The sequence below is a fragment of the Pseudomonas eutrophicaquae genome (assembly GCF_023544715.1).
Classification (GTDB): Bacteria; Pseudomonadota; Gammaproteobacteria; order Pseudomonadales; family Pseudomonadaceae; genus Geopseudomonas.
The window spans coordinates 40,448-56,450 of record NZ_JAMJEZ010000005.1 but is presented as its reverse complement, the minus strand read 5'-3'; the positions used below and the strand labels follow the sequence as shown (position 1 = coordinate 56,450).

15 protein-coding genes are annotated in these 16,003 nt (G+C 68.6%); 2 read left to right on the top strand and 13 right to left on the bottom strand.

Annotated features, from left to right (window positions below):
* Positions 1 to 8: 8 nt before the first annotated feature.
* From aroK to pilM, 6 genes are read right to left on the bottom strand one after another with little or no spacing between them, the layout of a single operon-like run.
* On the bottom strand, positions 9 to 527 hold the full coding sequence (aroK, locus tag MXC11_RS03645; RefSeq protein WP_250005491.1) for a shikimate kinase AroK: 519 nt from the start codon (positions 525 to 527) through the stop codon (positions 9 to 11).
* 3 nt (positions 528 to 530) lie between these two features.
* Positions 531 to 1,943 (bottom strand): type IV pilus secretin PilQ, encoded by a 1,413-nt coding sequence (pilQ, locus tag MXC11_RS03640; RefSeq protein WP_250005487.1) that lies wholly within the window; start codon positions 1,941 to 1,943, stop codon positions 531 to 533.
* On the bottom strand, positions 1,944 to 2,399 hold the full coding sequence (locus MXC11_RS03635; protein ID WP_250005484.1) for a hypothetical protein: 456 nt from the start codon (positions 2,397 to 2,399) through the stop codon (positions 1,944 to 1,946).
* Complete coding sequence (gene pilO, locus MXC11_RS03630) at positions 2,399 to 2,980, bottom strand: type 4a pilus biogenesis protein PilO (protein WP_250005473.1); 582 nt, start codon at positions 2,978 to 2,980, stop codon at positions 2,399 to 2,401. Before pilO ends, MXC11_RS03635 begins: the two co-directional genes overlap by 1 nt.
* Entirely contained in the window at positions 2,977 to 3,549 is a 573-nt protein-coding gene (locus MXC11_RS03625) for a PilN domain-containing protein (RefSeq protein ID WP_250005471.1), read from the bottom strand. Before MXC11_RS03625 ends, pilO begins: the two co-directional genes overlap by 4 nt.
* A complete protein-coding gene (pilM, locus tag MXC11_RS03620; protein ID WP_250005470.1) occupies positions 3,546 to 4,517 on the bottom strand; it encodes a type IV pilus biogenesis protein PilM in 972 nt (323 codons plus the stop codon). The genes MXC11_RS03625 and pilM overlap by 4 nt, the downstream gene beginning before the upstream one ends.
* Before the next feature lie 139 nt (positions 4,518 to 4,656).
* Here pilM and MXC11_RS03615 point away from each other — a divergent pair, with 139 nt between their 5' ends.
* Complete coding sequence (locus MXC11_RS03615; RefSeq protein ID WP_250005468.1) at positions 4,657 to 7,050, top strand: penicillin-binding protein 1A; 2,394 nt, start codon at positions 4,657 to 4,659, stop codon at positions 7,048 to 7,050.
* A 94-nt stretch (positions 7,051 to 7,144) separates the two neighbouring features.
* Here the strand turns inward: MXC11_RS03615 and MXC11_RS03610 are convergent, their stop codons facing one another.
* The 3 genes from MXC11_RS03610 to rpmE form a co-directional block, all read right to left on the bottom strand.
* Positions 7,145 to 8,413 (bottom strand): malic enzyme-like NAD(P)-binding protein, encoded by a 1,269-nt coding sequence (locus MXC11_RS03610; protein WP_250005466.1) that lies wholly within the window; start codon positions 8,411 to 8,413, stop codon positions 7,145 to 7,147.
* A 146-nt stretch (positions 8,414 to 8,559) separates the two neighbouring features.
* Positions 8,560 to 9,261 carry a thermonuclease family protein gene (locus MXC11_RS03605; RefSeq protein ID WP_250005464.1) on the bottom strand — a complete coding sequence of 234 codons (702 nt, stop codon included), beginning with the start codon at positions 9,259 to 9,261 and terminating at the stop codon, positions 8,560 to 8,562.
* Between the two features lie 127 nt (positions 9,262 to 9,388).
* Entirely contained in the window at positions 9,389 to 9,604 is a 216-nt protein-coding gene (rpmE, locus tag MXC11_RS03600; RefSeq protein WP_250005462.1) for a 50S ribosomal protein L31, read from the bottom strand.
* Positions 9,605 to 9,791: 187 nt separating this feature from the next.
* Between rpmE and MXC11_RS03595 the strand changes: the two genes are divergently transcribed.
* The gene (locus MXC11_RS03595; RefSeq protein ID WP_250005460.1) at positions 9,792 to 12,011 is read left to right on the top strand and encodes a primosomal protein N'; all 2,220 of its coding nucleotides are present in this window, start codon (positions 9,792 to 9,794) and stop codon (positions 12,009 to 12,011) included.
* Positions 12,012 to 12,082: 71 nt separating this feature from the next.
* On the opposite strand, the gene MXC11_RS03590 is transcribed toward MXC11_RS03595, so the two are convergent.
* The 4 genes from MXC11_RS03590 to arsJ form a co-directional block, all read right to left on the bottom strand.
* Positions 12,083 to 12,985, bottom strand: coding sequence for a pseudouridine synthase (locus tag MXC11_RS03590; RefSeq protein ID WP_250005458.1), 903 nt, complete (start codon positions 12,983 to 12,985; stop codon positions 12,083 to 12,085).
* Positions 12,986 to 13,063: 78 nt separating this feature from the next.
* Positions 13,064 to 13,744, bottom strand: a complete 681-nt coding sequence (locus MXC11_RS03585) for a cupin domain-containing protein (protein ID WP_250005456.1) — start codon at positions 13,742 to 13,744, stop codon at positions 13,064 to 13,066.
* 85 nt (positions 13,745 to 13,829) lie between these two features.
* Positions 13,830 to 14,744, bottom strand: coding sequence for a cation diffusion facilitator family transporter (locus MXC11_RS03580; RefSeq protein WP_250005454.1), 915 nt, complete (start codon positions 14,742 to 14,744; stop codon positions 13,830 to 13,832).
* A gap of 27 nt (positions 14,745 to 14,771) precedes the next feature.
* Positions 14,772 to 15,998, bottom strand: a complete 1,227-nt coding sequence (gene arsJ / locus MXC11_RS03575; RefSeq protein WP_250005452.1) for an organoarsenical effux MFS transporter ArsJ — start codon at positions 15,996 to 15,998, stop codon at positions 14,772 to 14,774.
* Positions 15,999 to 16,003 lie beyond the last annotated feature (5 nt).

Here is a 16,003-nt window from a genome sequence, read left to right as displayed (position 1 = left end):
GCTGGCCGTCAGCGCGGCGGCAGCTGCTGCAGACGGCTGAGGATTTCCTGGACCACCAGGCGCGGCGGGCGCTGGTCGGTCTCGATGATCACATCGGCGATTTCCCGATAGAGCGGATCGCGCAGGGCCAGCAGCTCGCGCAGCACCCGCGCAGGATCGGCGGTCTGCAGCAGCGGACGGTGCCGGTCGCGGGCGGTACGCTCCAGCTGCTGCTCGACCGAGGCATGCAGGTAAATGACCCGCCCGCCGCGACGCAGGGCCTCGCGGTTCTCGGCGCGCATCACCGCCCCGCCGCCGGTGGCCAGCACCAGGCCATCTTCCTGACACAGATCGGCAATCACCGCCTGCTCGCGCTCGCGAAAACCCGCCTCGCCCTCGACATCGAAGATCCACGGAATGTCCGCACCGCAGCGGTCCTCGATCTCCTTGTCGGAGTCGCGAAACGGAAGGTGCAGCTCCCTGGCCAGCAAGCGGCCAATGGTGCTCTTGCCGGCCCCCATCGGGCCTACCAGTATCAGATTGCGCACGGATCAACGACTCACGGAAAACGCCGGGGCGTCAATGATACGCGGAGTCAGAAAGACCAGCAGCTCGGATTTCTGCTGGCTGACGATGTCGCGGCGAAACAGCCGCCCCAGCAGCGGCAAATCCCCGAGCAGCGGCACCTTTTCCACCGCCTCCATCTGCTGGCTGGAGAACACCCCGCCGATCACCAGCGTCTCGCCATCGCCGACCTCGACCCGCGCGTTGACCTCGTTCTTCTTGATCGGCGGCACGCCGTCGATGGCGCTGGAAAAATCCGGCTCATCCTTGGTCACCCGCACGCTCATCACCACCGCCTGGGCGGCGCTGATATGCGGCGTGACCTCCAGGGCCAGCGCCGCCTCCTTGAACTGCACCGCCGTACCCTGCTCGCTGACCGTGGAATAGGGCACCTCGGCGCCCTTGAGGATCCGCGCGGTCTGCCGGTCGGCGGTGACCACCCGCGGCTGGGAGATCACCTCGCCCTTGCCGGTCTTCTCCATCGCCGAGAGCTGCAGATCGAGCAGCGCATTGTCGGTGAGAAAGCCCAGCCCGATGCCGGCGCTGCGGGTCGCCACACCCAGATCGACAAACGGCGCACTGGCCCCGCCCGCCCCCGCGCCGGCGAGCCCCTGCAGGCTCCAGCGGCCCTCACCGGCCAGCGACAGGCTGCCGCCCCAGCGCACGCCAAGGCTCTGGTCAAAGCCCAGATTGGCCTCGACGATCCGCGCCTCGATCAGCACCTGGCGCTGCGGCTGGTCGAGCGCCTCGATCAATGTGCGCAGCGCGGCCAGCGTGGCGGCCGGCAGTGTCGCCACCAGGCTGTTGCTGCGCTCATCGGCAATCAGTGAGCCGCGCAGCGGCCGAGGCTCAGCCTCCGTGCCCTGCTGCGTTTCACGAAACAGCGCGGCCATCTGCGCGGCTTCCGCGTAGCGCAGCGGCAATACCGCCGAGTGCAGCGGCTCACGGGCCTCCTGCTGCTGGCGGTGGGCGGCGCGCGCCAGGTTCTGCTCAGCTTGCTCGGCGGCGCTGTGGACCAGCAGCACCCGCCCCTCACGGCGCAGGCTCAGGCCGTGGCTGTCGGCAATCAGCGCCAAGGCCTCTGCATGGGACAGCCCCCGCAACTGCAGGCTCAGCCGCCCCTGTACGCCCTCGCCGAGGATCAGGTCCAGATCGGCCAGCTCCGCCAGCTGGCGCAGCGCCTCGCGCAGATCGACCTCATGGAAGTTGAGGCTCAGCGCCTCGGCAGACGCCGGCAAGGCCGCCGCCGGCGCGCGGGCCGCTACAGGCTCAGCCGCCGCCCGCTCAGTAGCGGCCAGCGCCAGTAGCAGGCCAAGGCCAAGCCCGCGCCGTTTCAACCCACAAGATTCGGTGCCGATGCCATGCCCGCTGGGCGTGGCTGGATGGTTAGCGCGCGGCATTCATGGCCCTCCGTGGGTGATGCCCAGGTGCAGGGTCTGGGTCTGCAGCCCGTGTGTCGTGTCCTGCTCCAGGGTCAGCCGGTCGGTGCTGATCGCGACGATCCGTACCGCCTCGCCGGGCAGCTCCTCGCCCGTGCTCAGGCGGTACAACTGGCCGCCTTGCTCAAGCAGTACCCGCGCCCCGGCCGCATCGCTCAGCACACCCGCAAGACGCCAGGCCTGGCGCAGGATCACCCCGCCCCCAGGTGCTATCGACCCGGCGATACCCGGCCCCGACGCCGGCACCCCCGGTGCGGCAGGTCGCTGGAACGGGCTGCGGCTGACCGGCGGGGCGTAACGCGCCTCGCGCTGGTAGACCTGCAGGGCCGGCGGTGACATCGGCGCCGGGCGCTGGGTAACCTGCGGTACGGCCGCCTCGGCCAGACAGCTGCCGAGCAGCAGGCACCACCACGCCATCACAGCACCTCTGCACAGCGTTGCTGGCTGAGCAGCTGCAACTGGATATCCAGCTGCGGTGCGGCATCCGCGGCCGGCTGCAGGCTCAGCGCCGTGGCGTGCAGCCCCAGCGCCGGCTCGGCCAGAGCGACCAGCACGCGCCCCAGCGCATGGTATTCACCACGCAACTGTACTTGCAGCGGCTGCCCGGGGCAGCGCTCCGTCCCCGATGACTCAAGCACCTGCACCTTGCGCAGCTGCAGGCCATGCGCCTCGGCCTGCTGCTCCAGCGTGGCCAGCAACGCCGGCAAGGCGTTCTCCTCCGGCAGCGGCTGCTGCAAACCCTCCAGCTGCACCCGCAGCCGACGGTGGTGTGCGCGCCAGCGCTCAAGGTCAGTGCCCTGGGCCTGCAACACGGCCACCTGCTGACGCAGTTCGGCATCCGTCTGTTGATCGAGCTGCCAGCGCGCTAGCGCATCCTCCAGCCAGAAGGCACCGACGCCCAGCACCAGCAGGCTGCCCAGCAGCAGAGCCGCCAAGAGTTGGGCCGGCAGCGGCCAGTGCTCGGGCGAGGAGCGCCAGGTTTCGGGACGCAGCTTCATGGCAAGCTCTCCATAGGGGCGGGCCAGGCGGCCGGCAGTTGAATATCCATGCGCAGCTGCTGCAGCGCCGTGCGTTCGGGTGAAGACTGACGACTCTCCTGCCAGCGCGCCGCCGCCAGCCAGCGCGAGCCCTGCAGTTGCTCCAGCCACTGGGCGGCCTGCCGCGCCGACGCGGTGAGGGCGAGAATCTCCAGCCGGTCGTCGGCCAGCGACAGACGCTCGAAATACACCCCCTCCGGCAGATAACGCAGCGCCTCATCGAGCACCGCCAGCAGCCGGTCGTGGCGGGCCGCCGGTTGCTGCAGGCGAATCAGCTCGGCCTGCAGGTGTTGGCTATCCCGCACCAGCTGTTGTTGCTCGCGGCGCTCGGCCAGAAGCCTAGCCTGCTGCGCCTGCAGGGCCGGCAACTGCTGCAGGCGGCTCGCTTCCAGCGCCTGCAAGGAATGCAAGGCCCGCCAGGGCAACACTGCGCAGCCCATCAGCACCAGCGCCAGCAGGCCCAGGGCACGCAGCCGGCGCTGACGGCGGCGCTGCGCGCGCCAGGGCAGCAGATCGATTCCACCGCTCATGGACGCGGCTCACGCAGCGCCAGCCCGCAGGCCAGCAACAGGGAGGGCGCTGCCTCAAGAGGTTGCAGCGCCTGCGCCTCGCTCACGCAGAGCCCGGCCAGCGGCGCCAGCACCGTACACGGCAGCTGCAGACGCTGGCGCACCTGGCCGGCCAGAACCTCCAGTGAGGCGGCGGGCAGACCGCCCGTCAGCAATACCTCGGCCAACGGGCACTCCGGACCGCTGGCCAGAAACAGTTGCAGCGCTGCCGCTAGCTCATCCAGCAGGGCGGCAGGATCTGCCAGAGCGGTCGGCGCCCCCGGACAGCTCAGGCTGCGCCGGTGGATCATCCGCCCACCCTGCAGCACACCGAGCCAAGGCTCATCCTCACGCAGCTCCAGCAGCACCAGCGCCTGCGTGGTCGCTTGAGCCTGTGGCAGACGCGCGCAGACCCGCGCCAGCGCCTGGCTGTCGATTTCCAGGGCAGCGGCGCGCAAACCGGCCAGCTGCAGGGCACGCCGGTAATGCTCGACGCCGTCGCGCCGGCAGGCCACCAGCTGCACCTCGACCTGCCCCGCCGCAGACGGCTCGCCGTGACGCATAAAGTCGAAGGCGATCGGTGCGTCGGCCCAGGCGCCCTGCTGGGCGACCTCCAGCTGCAGCAGGCTTTCCAGCTCGGCCTCGCTGAGTGCGGCTGGCAGGTTCAGGCTGCGGCTCAGTACCGCGCTGTCGGGCAGCGCCACCACCGCGGCGCGACTGCGGCTGCCACTGCGCCGCCAGGCATGGCGCAGGGCCGCCGCCAAGGTCTTTGTATCAGCATCAGCGGGCAGTGGTTCCTCGGCCCAGGCCGCCAGCTGCCAGTCCTGATCCGCCCCGGCGCGCTGCAGCTCGACCAGCTGCAGCGCACGCTGGCCGATATCGATGCCCAGCCGCCGTTCAACGCGCGGCTGCGTGCGCCACCAGCGCCCGAGCAGGGCGGCGGGCCTCACCGGCGTCGACCCGCGCACAGCCGGCGCGAAGTCTGCGCCGGGGGCCGGGCGAATGGGGTTACAATGCATCGCGCGCCTGAGATCCTTGCATCCATGTCCGCGTTCTCCCGCCACTTCCTGTCAGATCAGTCGATTGCCGATGCGCATACTGAAATTCCTGCTGCTGTCCTGCCTTGCCCTGTTCAGCAGCGTGCTGCTGGCACTGAGCGGCACCTACCTGTACCTAAGCCCGAACCTGCCCTCGGTGGAGAGCCTGCGCAGCGTGCGCATGCAGGTGCCGCTGCGCATCTACAGCGACGACGGCAAGCTGATCGCCGAGTTCGGTGAAATGCGCCGCTCGCCGATCCGCTTCGAAGACATCCCCGGCGATTTCATCAAGGCCCTGCTGGCCGCCGAGGACGACAATTTCGCCGAGCATTATGGAGTCGACCCCAAGAGCCTGATGCGCGCTGCCGCACAATTGGTTCAAAGCGGGCGCATCCAGACTGGCGGTAGCACCATCACCATGCAGGTGGCGAAAAACTTCTTCCTCTCCAGCGAACGCAGCTTCGCCCGCAAGGCCAACGAGATTTTGCTGGCGCTGCAGATCGAGCGCGCCCTGAGCAAGAACGAGATCCTTGAGCTGTACGTCAACAAGATCTACCTCGGCAACCGTGCCTACGGTGTCGAGGCGGCGGCGCAGGTCTATTACGGCAAGTCGATCGGCCAGCTGAGCCTTGCGGAGATGGCGATGATCGCCGGGCTGCCCAAGGCGCCTTCGCGCTACAACCCGGTGGTCAACCCCGAGCGCGCCAAGATCCGCCGCGACTGGATCCTCTCGCGCATGCACGAGCTGGGGCATATCGATCGCCCCCGCTACGAAGCTGCCCTGGCCGAACCGGTCGAGGTCCGCACCCAGCTCGGTGCCCAGCCGGAGATCGACGCGCCCTACATTGCCGAAATGGCCCGCGCCGAACTGGTCGGCCGTTATGGCAGCGATGCCTACACCGAAGGCTTTCGGGTCTACACCAGCGTCAACAGCGACCTGCAGGCCGCCGCCAACCAGGCGCTGCGCGAAGGGCTGCAGGCTTATGATCGCCGCCACGGCTGGCGCGGGCCGGAAGCGCGGCTCGGCACTCAGGCGCGGGCCATCTGGCAGGCGCGCCTGAGCGAGCAGCGCAGCCTTGGCGGCCTGGAGCCGGTGATCGTGACCGAGGTGCGCGAGGACGGCATCCGCGTACTGACCCGCCAGACGGACGAGGCCGACGTGGCCTGGAGCAGCATGCGCTGGGCGCGGCCGTATCGCAGCAGCAGCAGCATGGGCGCGGCACCGCGCCGCCCGGCGGATGTGGTGCGCGTGGGTGACCTGATCCGCGTGCAGCGCGCCGCCGATGGCAGCCTGCAGTTCAGCCAGCTTCCCGAGGCCCAGGGCGCGCTGGTGTCGCTAGACCCGCATGACGGCGCGATCCGCGCCCTGAGCGGCGGCTTCTCCTTCGAGCAGAGCAACTACAACCGCGCCACCCAGGCCAAGCGCCAGCCCGGCTCCAGTTTCAAGCCGTTCATCTACAGTGCGGCGCTGGACAAGGGCTTTACCGCGGCCAGCCTGATCGATGACGGCCCGCTGGAAATCATCGACCCCGGCACCGGCAAGCTGTGGCAACCGAAGAACAGTGACGGCCAGTTCCTCGGCCTGCTGCGCCTGCGCGAGGCGCTGTACCGCTCGCGCAATCTGGTGTCGATCCGCCTGATGCAGGCCATCGAGCCGGGCTATGCGGTGGATTATGTGGCCAACACCTTCGCCCTGCCCCGCGCGGATCTGGCCCCCAACCTGTCGCTGGCGCTGGGTACCAGCAGCCTGACCCCGCTGGAGGTGACCCGTGCCTACGCGGTGTTTGCCAACGGCGGCTACCAGATCGAGCCCTACCTGATCACCCGCATCGATGACCGTGACGGCAACACCCTGTTCAGCGCCACCCCGCCACGGGTCAGCAATGGCCGCCCGGCCAGCGAACTGCTGTCCCTGCCGGCCAGCAGCGAGAGTCGCCCGGCGGCACAGGTGATGGACCCGCGCACCGCCTACATCATGACCGACATCCTGCGCGATGCGATCAGCCGTGGCACGGCGCGCCGCGCCCTGTCGCTCGGTCGCAGCGATCTGGCCGGCAAGACCGGCACTACCAATGAACAGAAGGACGCCTGGTTCGCCGGTTACAACGGTGACTTTGTCACCACTGCCTGGGTCGGCTTCGACCAGCCGCAGAACCTTGGCCGCGGCGAGTACGGCGGCGTGGCTGCCCTGCCGATCTGGATCGACTACATGAAGGTCGCGCTCAAGGATCGCCCGAGCCGTCTGCCGCCTGAGCCCGATGGCTTGCTGCGCCTGCGCATCGACCCGCAGACCGGCCGGGCCGCGCGTCCGGGCATGCCGGGGCTGTTCGAGCTGTTCCGCGCCGACATGCCGCCCGAGGAGGAGCCGCTGTTCGTCGCCCCGCCCAGCAGCGTGAACGACAACTTCAGCAGCGAACCGCCGCCGGTACCGATCGATCTGTTCTAAGCCTCTGCCCGGCTGCCCCCGGCGGCCATCTCGGCAGACACAAAAAAACCCGCCATCACTGGCGGGTTTTTTCATTTAGCGGCTGATCAGGCGATCAGTTGCCGAACACGCTGTCGGTGGACTTGAGCGGGTAGTGCGCCGGGTACGGCAGACGCGCTACACCGGTCTCCACTGCGGCCTTGGCCACAGCATCCGGCACCAGCTGGATCAGACGGGCATCCATCGGCTTGGGAATGATGTACTCGCGACCGAACTCCAGGTGCTCGACGCCATAGGCCTCGCAGACTTCCTTGGGCACCGGCAGCTTGGCCAGCTCGCGGATCGCGTTGACGGCGGCGATCTTCATCTCTTCGTTGATGCGGGTGGCACGCACGTCCAGGGCACCGCGGAAGATGAACGGGAAGCCCAGCACGTTGTTGACCTGGTTCGGGTAGTCGGAACGACCGGTGGCCAGGATCACGTCCGGACGCACTTCACGGGCCAGCTCCGGCTTGATTTCCGGGTCCGGGTTGGAGCAGGCGAACACCACCGGGTTCGGCGCCATGCGCGCGAGATCTTCCGGGCTCAGCAGGTTCGAGCCGGACAGGCCGACGAACACGTCAGCCCCTTCCATGGCGTCGGACAGGGTGCGCTTGTCGGTCTCGTGGGCAAACACGGCCTTGTACTGGTTCAGGTCTTCACGACCGGCGTGGATCACGCCCTTGCGGTCGATCATGAAGATGTTCTCGATCTTCACGCCGATGCTGACCAGCAGCTTCATGCAGGCGATGGCGGCTGCGCCAGCACCCAGGCAGACGATCTTCGCGTCTTCGAGCTTCTTGCCGGCCAGTTCCAGGGCGTTGAGCATGCCGGCCGCGGTGACGATGGCGGTGCCGTGCTGGTCATCGTGGAACACCGGGATGTCGCACTGCTCGATCAGCGTGCGCTCGATCTCGAAGCACTCGGGTGCCTTGATGTCTTCAAGGTTGATGCCACCGAAGGTGATGGAGATGCGCTTGACGGTATCGATGAAGGCCTGCGGGCTCTCGGCGTCGACTTCGATGTCGAACACATCGATGCCGGCAAAGCGCTTGAACAGCACACCCTTGCCTTCCATGACCGGCTTGGAGGCCAGCGGGCCGAGGTTGCCAAGGCCCAGGATGGCGGTGCCATCGGAAATCACTGCCACCAGGTTGCCCTTGCCGGTGTACTTGAACGCCAGCTCGGCATCGCGGGCGATCTCGCGCACCGGCTCGGCCACGCCCGGGCTGTAGGCCAGGGCCAGGTCACGGGCAGTGGCCGTGGGCTTGGTCAGCTCGACGCTCAGCTTGCCGGGGCGCGGCTGGGCGTGGTACTCGAGTGCGGCGTTTTTCAAGTCAGACATTTTGTTGCTTCCGCATTGGGTGTGGGACAGACAGGGCCGTCGAGCATACGGCAAGAGCCCCGCCCCTCACAAGTGCGGACAAACGCATAGACTTAGCCGCTTGCACCCCGCGGGAACATTAGACTTTCCGCGAAGATCGACCCGCCTCACAGCACGCGCAGCAGCGCCGGATCATCCAGCGTCAGCTGCCAGCGCGCTCGCCCGGCCGGGACGCTGCCCCGCCGGCTGCGATCGATCACCCAGCCGCGCACCTCGATCCGCCGCCCGGCGAGCGCCTCCAGTTGGCGCCGGTCAAAGCGTGCGCGCTGCGCCGGGGCAATGCGCACCGCCAGCTGACCATCCAGCTCCAGCCAGATGCCGCCTCGCTGAGTATCGATCCGCTGCACCCGGCCCTGTACCAGGGCAAAGCCGGCCTGCAGCTGGCTGGTCTGACGCAGCGGCGGGCGCATCCACAGGCCGCGCCGCAGGCGGCGCGCCTCGTTCTCGGCAGCCAGCAGGCAGGACAGCCGCTCGGTATTGGGCGCAATCGCCACTGTCAGGGCCAGGCCTGCGGCCAGCTGGGCGGCCTCAAGACTTTGCCCGTGGCGATCAAAGGCATGGGCCAGCAGACGGCCGTAACGGTCCTGCGGCTGGCGACCGGGCAACAGGCGCACCCGATCACCGCTGGCGGCGACCCGGCGCTGCAGGGCGCGGGTGGCTTCGAGCGCCAACGGCTCAGCCGCCTGCCCGCGGCGGGCTTTCTCCGGGGCATTCAGACCAATCAGCCGCACGCTGCGCCCATCGCGCAGGCGCAGGGTGTCGCCATCCACCACCCGCTCCACCTCGACCTCAGTCAGCCCCCGCGGCATGGCGCAGGTCTTGGCATCAGCCCTCTGGAGTGGCGCCAGCATCAGCAGACCGAGAACAAAAAAGGCGCCCCAACGGGACGCCTTCTGACCAGACCTGTACTGCACGGGCAGCACCGGACGGTACGACTTACTTGGCGCTGCCGAAGCCGGCGAAACGCTGCTTGAAGCGGTCGATACGACCGCCAGTGTCCAGCACCTTCTGCTTGCCGGTGTAGAACGGGTGGCAGGAGGCGCAGACGTCGAGGCTCAGGTCCTTGCCCAGGGTGGAGCGGGTCTTGATCACGTTGCCGCAGCTGCAGGTGGCAGTGATTTCGGTGTACTCGGGATGGATTTCCGGTTTCATCGTTGGATCCTCAGAGATGGTGTGCCGCCACCCGACACCATGTCGGGCACCGCACGAGGGAGTTACCGGGGTAGCCTCGCCACCCGGGAAAAATAGCGCGGCATGATAACAGAGCCGGCTGCCCTTGCAAGCAGGGTGTGAGCGCCGCCCATGCTAAGATCGGCGCCCCTGCCTGCGGAGCCGCCGTGTGTCCCTGCCGATCCTGCGCATTGCCCTGCCCTCGCCCTTGCGCCGCCTGTTCGACTACCGCGCCCCGCGCGCGGCGGACCCCGCTCACCTGCAACCGGGGGTGCGCTTGCGGGTGCCGTTCGGGCGACGCGAGCTGATCGGGGTGCTGGTGGCAACCGCCGAGCACAGCGAGATCGACGCCGAGCGCCTGCGCGACGCCATCGCCCTGCTGGACACCCGCCCGCTGCTGCCGCCGGCGCTGTTCGAGCTGTGCCTGTGGAGCGCCATCTATTACCAGCACAGCCTGGGCGACACCTTCGCCTGGGCCCTGCCGAATCTGCTGCGCCAGGGCGAGCCGGCCGAGCGGGTCGAGGAGCGCTTCTGGCAGATCGTGCCCGGTGCGCGGGCCGATGATCCGCGCCTCGCCCGCGCGCCGCGTCAGCGCATGGCGCTGACCACCCTCGCCCAGCACCCGCACGGCATCAACCAGAACCTGCTGGAGCAGTTCCAGCTCTCGCGCGACAGCCTGAAGATTCTCCACGACAAGGGGCTGGTGCAGGTCACCCGCCGCTTGCCACGCCCGGCCGAGCACCACGGCGCTTGGCTGATCCAGCCGGAGCTGGTGCTCAACGAGGAGCAGCGCAGCGCCTTCGAGGCGGTACGGGCGGGCTTCGGGCGCTTCCACCCCTGCCTGCTGGCCGGGGTCACCGGCAGCGGCAAGACCGAAATCTACCTGCAGCTGATCCGCGAAACCCTGGAAGCCGGCAAGCAGGCGCTGGTGCTGATCCCGGAGATCAACCTCGGCCCGCAGACCCTCAAGCGCTTCGCCCGGCGCTTCAATGCGCGCATTGCCCTGCTGCACTCGGCACTCACCGACCGCGAGCGTCTGGAAGCCTGGCAGTCGGCGCGCGAGGGCAGCGCGCAGATCGTCATCGGCACCCGCTCGGCGCTGTTCACTCCGCTCAAGGCGCCGGGGCTGATCATCGTCGATGAGGAACACGACGCCTCATATAAACAGCAGGAGGGCCTGCGCTATCACGCCCGTGACCTCGCGGTGATGCGCGCCCGTCTGGAGCGGGTGCCGCTGCTGCTGGGCTCGGCCACTCCCTCACTGGAGAGCCTGCACAACGCCGAGCAGGGCCGCTACGCGCTGCTGCGCCTCAACCAGCGCGCCGGTCAGGCGCGCACACCGCGTCTTGAGCGCCTGGATGTGCGCAGCCGTCCGCTGGACAGCGGCCTGTCACCGCCGCTGCAGCGGCTGATCGGCGAGACGCTGGCCGCCGGCCAGCAGGTGCTGGTGTTCCTCAACCGCCGCGGTTTTGCCCCCAGCCTGTTGTGCCATGACTGCGGCTGGCTGGCCCAGTGCCCGCGCTGCGATGCGCGCATGACCCTACACCAACGCTCCGGCGAGCTGCGCTGCCACCACTGCGACCACCGCGAAGCACCGCCCACCGACTGCCCGCAGTGCAAGCATGTCGATCTGCGCCCGGTGGGTGTGGGTACCGAGCGCAGCGAGGAGCGGCTGCGCCTGCTGTTCCCCGACTACCCGGTGCTGCGTATCGACCGCGACACCACCGCCCGCAAGGGCAGCCTCGAAGCGCTGCTGGCCCAGGTGCAGCAGGGCGAGCCGTGCATCCTGGTAGGCACCCAGATGCTCGCCAAGGGCCATCACTTTCCGCGGGTCACGCTGGTGGCGATCCTCGATGCCGACGGCGGGCTGTTCAGCGCCGATTTTCGCGCCAGCGAGCGCATGGCGCAGCTGATCGTCCAGGTCGCCGGGCGCGCCGGGCGCGCGGAGGAGCCGGGCCGGGTGGTGATCCAGACCCATCTGGCCGATCACCCGCTGCTGGTGCAGCTCACCGAGCAGGGTTACTTCGCCTTTGCCGAGCAAGCGCTGGCCGAGCGGCGCGCCGCGGGTCTGCCGCCCTTCGCCCATCTGGCCCTGCTGCGCGCCGATGCCCTGCAGCCGCAGCAGGCCGAGCAGTTTCTCGAAGACGCCGCGCAGCTGGCCTACCCGCTGGCCGGCGATGAGCAGCAGCCCAGCGTGCAGGTGCTGGGGCCGGTGCCTGCGCCGATGGAGCGCCGCGCCGGACGCTACCGCGCGCAGTTGCTGCTGCAGGCCAGCAGCCGCGCCGAGCTGCATCGCCTGCTCGGCCCCTGGGTGCTGGCGCTGGAAAGCCTGCCGGGCAGCCGCACGGTGCGCTGGTCGCTGGATGTCGATCCGGTCGATCTGTTCTGAGCCACCCCGGCGCGCCGCCCAACGCCACAGCCCGGCGCGGGCGGCGGCGCGGTAAAACGCACGGCTGCCGCTCAGAAATCCAGTCGTAGCGCACTGTGAAACTCGCGCAGCGCCCCGCTGAGCGGATCACGAAAGCGCAGCTCGCGGGCCAGCAGCTTGAGGGGCCGGCGGTAGTCATCCACCTCGCGCCCATGCCGGGCGGCGTCCAGCTCCGGGTAGAGCGGATCGTTGTGCAGCGGCGCGCCGAGCGCGGCCATGTGTACCCGCAACTGGTGGCGCTTGCCGGTCACCGGATTCAGGGCGTAGCGCCAAGCCTGTGCGCCGGTTTCCAGCACCTCGATCCACGTCTCGCTGTTCGGCACGCCCGGCACCTCCTGCATGCGAAAGAACGGCTCGCCCTCCACCAGACGACTGCAGCGCTGCAGCGGAAAGGTCTGCTGCGGCAAGGGCGCGGCGATCGCCTCGTAGCGCTTGTCGATCTGCCGCTCGCGAAACAGCGCCTGATAACGGCTGCGACTGCGCGGCTCGATCGAAAACAGCACCAGCCCCGCGGTCAGGCGGTCGATGCGGTGCAGCGGCACCAGATGCGGATTGTCCAGCTGCCGCGCCAGCCGGCTGAGCAGGGTCTGCTCGACGTAGCCACCGGCCGGCAGCACCGGCAGAAAATGCGGCTTGTCGGCGACCAGCAGGTGCTCATCCTGATAGACGATGCGCTCGGCAAAGGGGATCGGCGCCTCGTCCGGCACCTCGCGAAAGTAATGCACCCGAAGGCCCGTCCGGTAAGGCTGCTCGGCGGCCAGCGCCTGCCCCTCGGCACCCAGCACCCGCCCCTCGGCAAAGCGGGCCTGCCAGACATCACGCCCCACCTGCGGAAAGCGTGCGCACAGGCCCTCCAGCAGGGTCGGCCAGTCACCCGGCGGCAGATGGACGGTGCTGGAGCCGACACCGTTGGCGGAAAGGCGCTTGAAACTCATGGATCACCTACAGAAGAAAAAGAAATCGTGCGCCGGCACGCGAGCGGAGCCGCCGCGCCGAGGCGGCTGGATCGTGCTTCAGGCCTGCGCGCCACGCAGCGCCCAGCAATCCGGCGCCGACAGATGACCGCGTTTGAGCCACAGCCGCGCCCCGTGGCTGTGCCAGTGCAGCGTGTGCCCTGCGGGCAGGCGCAGCCAGCTGCCGGCTGCCCAGTGCTGCCCGTCGGCCGCAAGCTCACCGTCGAGCACCAGCAGCTCCAGCCCGCCCGCACATGGCTCCTGAGCGCTGAAGCCGGCCGGCCACTGCTCAAGGGTCACCACTTCAGCAGCGAAGTGGTGCAGCGTGCAACACTGGCGGCCATCCGGCAGCCCCTGCCAGTGCTGCTGCTCGGCGAGGATGCGCACTGTCTGCTCATCGCCCGGCTGGAACTGCCAGAGCTTGACCAGCAGGGTGCAGCCTGGCTGCGACCAAGGCGCGTGCTGGCTGAGCGGCGGATTGCGCAGATAACTGCCGGCCGGGTAGTCGCCCTGCGCATCGCTGAAAACGCCGTCGAGCACCAGAATCTCCTCGCCGCCACCATGCACATGCAGCGGGAAGCGACTGCCCGGCGCATAGCGCACCAGGCTGGTGGCGCGTGCCATCTCCTCGCCCAGCCGGTCGAGGGCAATGCGCTGCACCCCGCCCTGCGGCGAGTCGATCCACGCTGCCTGGCGGGTGTCGCAGTGTGCGGAGCGGTTAAAGTCGGCGTTGATCAGCATGGCGGACTCCAGCAGAACGGCGGCACAGGATAACGCACGCCCCGATGCCGATCCCCCCCTGTCCGCTCAGTGCCGTGCGCGCCGATCAGCGCTGACAGTCCTGCCGACAGCCGTTGCCACCTTCAAGCTGCAGCGTGGCGTGCGCAATGCCGAACTGCTGCTGCAGCGCATCTGCGACCCGCTCGAGAAAAGCATCGTCCGTTGGCAAGGCCTGCAGGGTGAGGTGCGCCGTCAGCGCCACCTCGGTGGTGCTCAGTGCCCAGACATGCAGGTCGTGTACCTCACACACACCCGGCTGCGCCCGCAGGTAATCACGCACCGCCGGCAGATCGATATGCTCGGGCACGCCGTCAAACAGCAAGTGCAGCGACTGACGAAACAGCGACCAGGTGCCGACCACGATCACCAGCGCGATCACCAGGCCAGCCAGCGGATCGACCCAGCCCCAGCCCTGCCACAGATACAGCGCCCCGGAAAGCACCACGCCCAGCGACACCAGCGCATCGGCGGCCATGTGCAGGAAGGCGCCGCGCAGGTTCAGGTCCTGCCGGCCGCCGGCAAGGAACAGCACCGCGGTGCAGGCATTGATCAGCACGCCGATGGCAGCGACCGCCATCACCGTCTCGCCCACCATCGCCACCGGCTGCTGCAGGCGCTGGATCGACTCCCAGCCCAGCGAGCCCATCACCACCAGCAGCAACGTGGCATTGATGACGCTGGCGAGGATCGACGCCCGCCGCCAGCCGTAGGTGCGCCGGTCACTGGCCGGCAGACGCGCCGCTGCCATCGCCACCCAGGCCAGCAGCAGGCTGCCGACATCACTGAGGTTGTGCCCGGCATCGGCGAGCAGCGCCAGCGACCCCACCTGCCAGCCGTAAAACGCTTCAATCAGCACAAAGCCTGCATTCAGAGCGATGCCGATGGCGAAGGCGCGGTCGTAGTGGCGCGGCCCATGGGCATGGCCATGATGGCCGTGTGAGTGATGATGTGTATGGGCCATGACCGCCCTCCTCGCCGGCATCCGGCCTCAGCTGTGCGGCGTCTCAGTGTGTCGCGGCAGGCCGATGGAAATCAGTGCCGCGAGCAGCACGAAGGCACTGGACACCCACAGGCAGGCCTCCAGCCCATACGCCTGAAACACCCAGCCCGACAGCAGGGTGCCGATCAGCCGGCCGAGGGCGTTGGACATGTAGTAGAAGCCCACATCCAGCGACACGCCGTCCTCCTTGGCATAGCTGACGATCAGGTAGCTGTGCAAGGAGGAATTGACCGCAAACAGCGCGCCGAACAGTAGCAGACCGCCGACCAGCACGCTCTGCGCCGGCAGCGCTGAGTCCAGCCCCAGGGCGATGGCAGCGGGAATCCCGGTCAGCAGCGCCGCCCAGACGAACGCTGCCCGACCATCCGGCACCTGGCCGCGGCGCTTGCCGGTGAGGTGCGGAGCCAGCGACTGGACGATGCCGTAGCCAATCACCCACACGGCGAGAAAACCGCCGACCTGCCAGAAATCCCAGCCAAAGCTGGCCGACAGGTACACCGGCAGCGCCACCACGAACCACACATCGCGAGCGCCAAACAGGAACAGCCGCGCCGCGGAGAGGAGGTTGATCGCCGGGCTTTTCGAGAGCAGATCACGAAACTTCGGTTTGCGCTTCGCCTTGCCCAGATCCTGTTTGAGCAGACAGACGCTGGCCAGCCAGATCGCTGCCAGCACGCTGGCCATCGCCAGCACCGCGCCGGCAAAGCCGAGCAGCGCTAGCAGCACGCCGCCGAGGAAGAAGCCGACGCCCTTGAGCGCGTTCTTCGAGCCGGTGAGCAGCGCCACCCACTGGTACAGGGTGCCCTGCTGGCCACCGGGCACCAGCAGCTTGATCGAGCTCTTCGCGCTCATCTTGTTGAGGTCCTTGGCGATCCCGGACAGCGCCTGCGCCGCCATCACCCAGGGCACCGTGAGCAGGACCGCCGGCACGGTGAGCATCAGCAGCGCCGCCACCTGCAGGCCAAGGCCAAGGTTCATGGTGCGGTTCAGCCCCAGCCGCGCTCCCAGCCAGCCGCCGAGCAGGTTGGTGACCACGCCGAAGATCTCGTAGAACAGGAACAGCGCGGCGATCTGTAGTGGGCTGTAGCCGAGGCCGTGAAAATGCAGCACCACCAGCATGCGCAGCGCGCCGTCGGTAAGGGTGAAGGCCCAGTAGTTACCGGTGACCAGCAGGTACTGGCGGATTTCGGGGGACAGACGGGCGAGCGCGTGCATGGGGT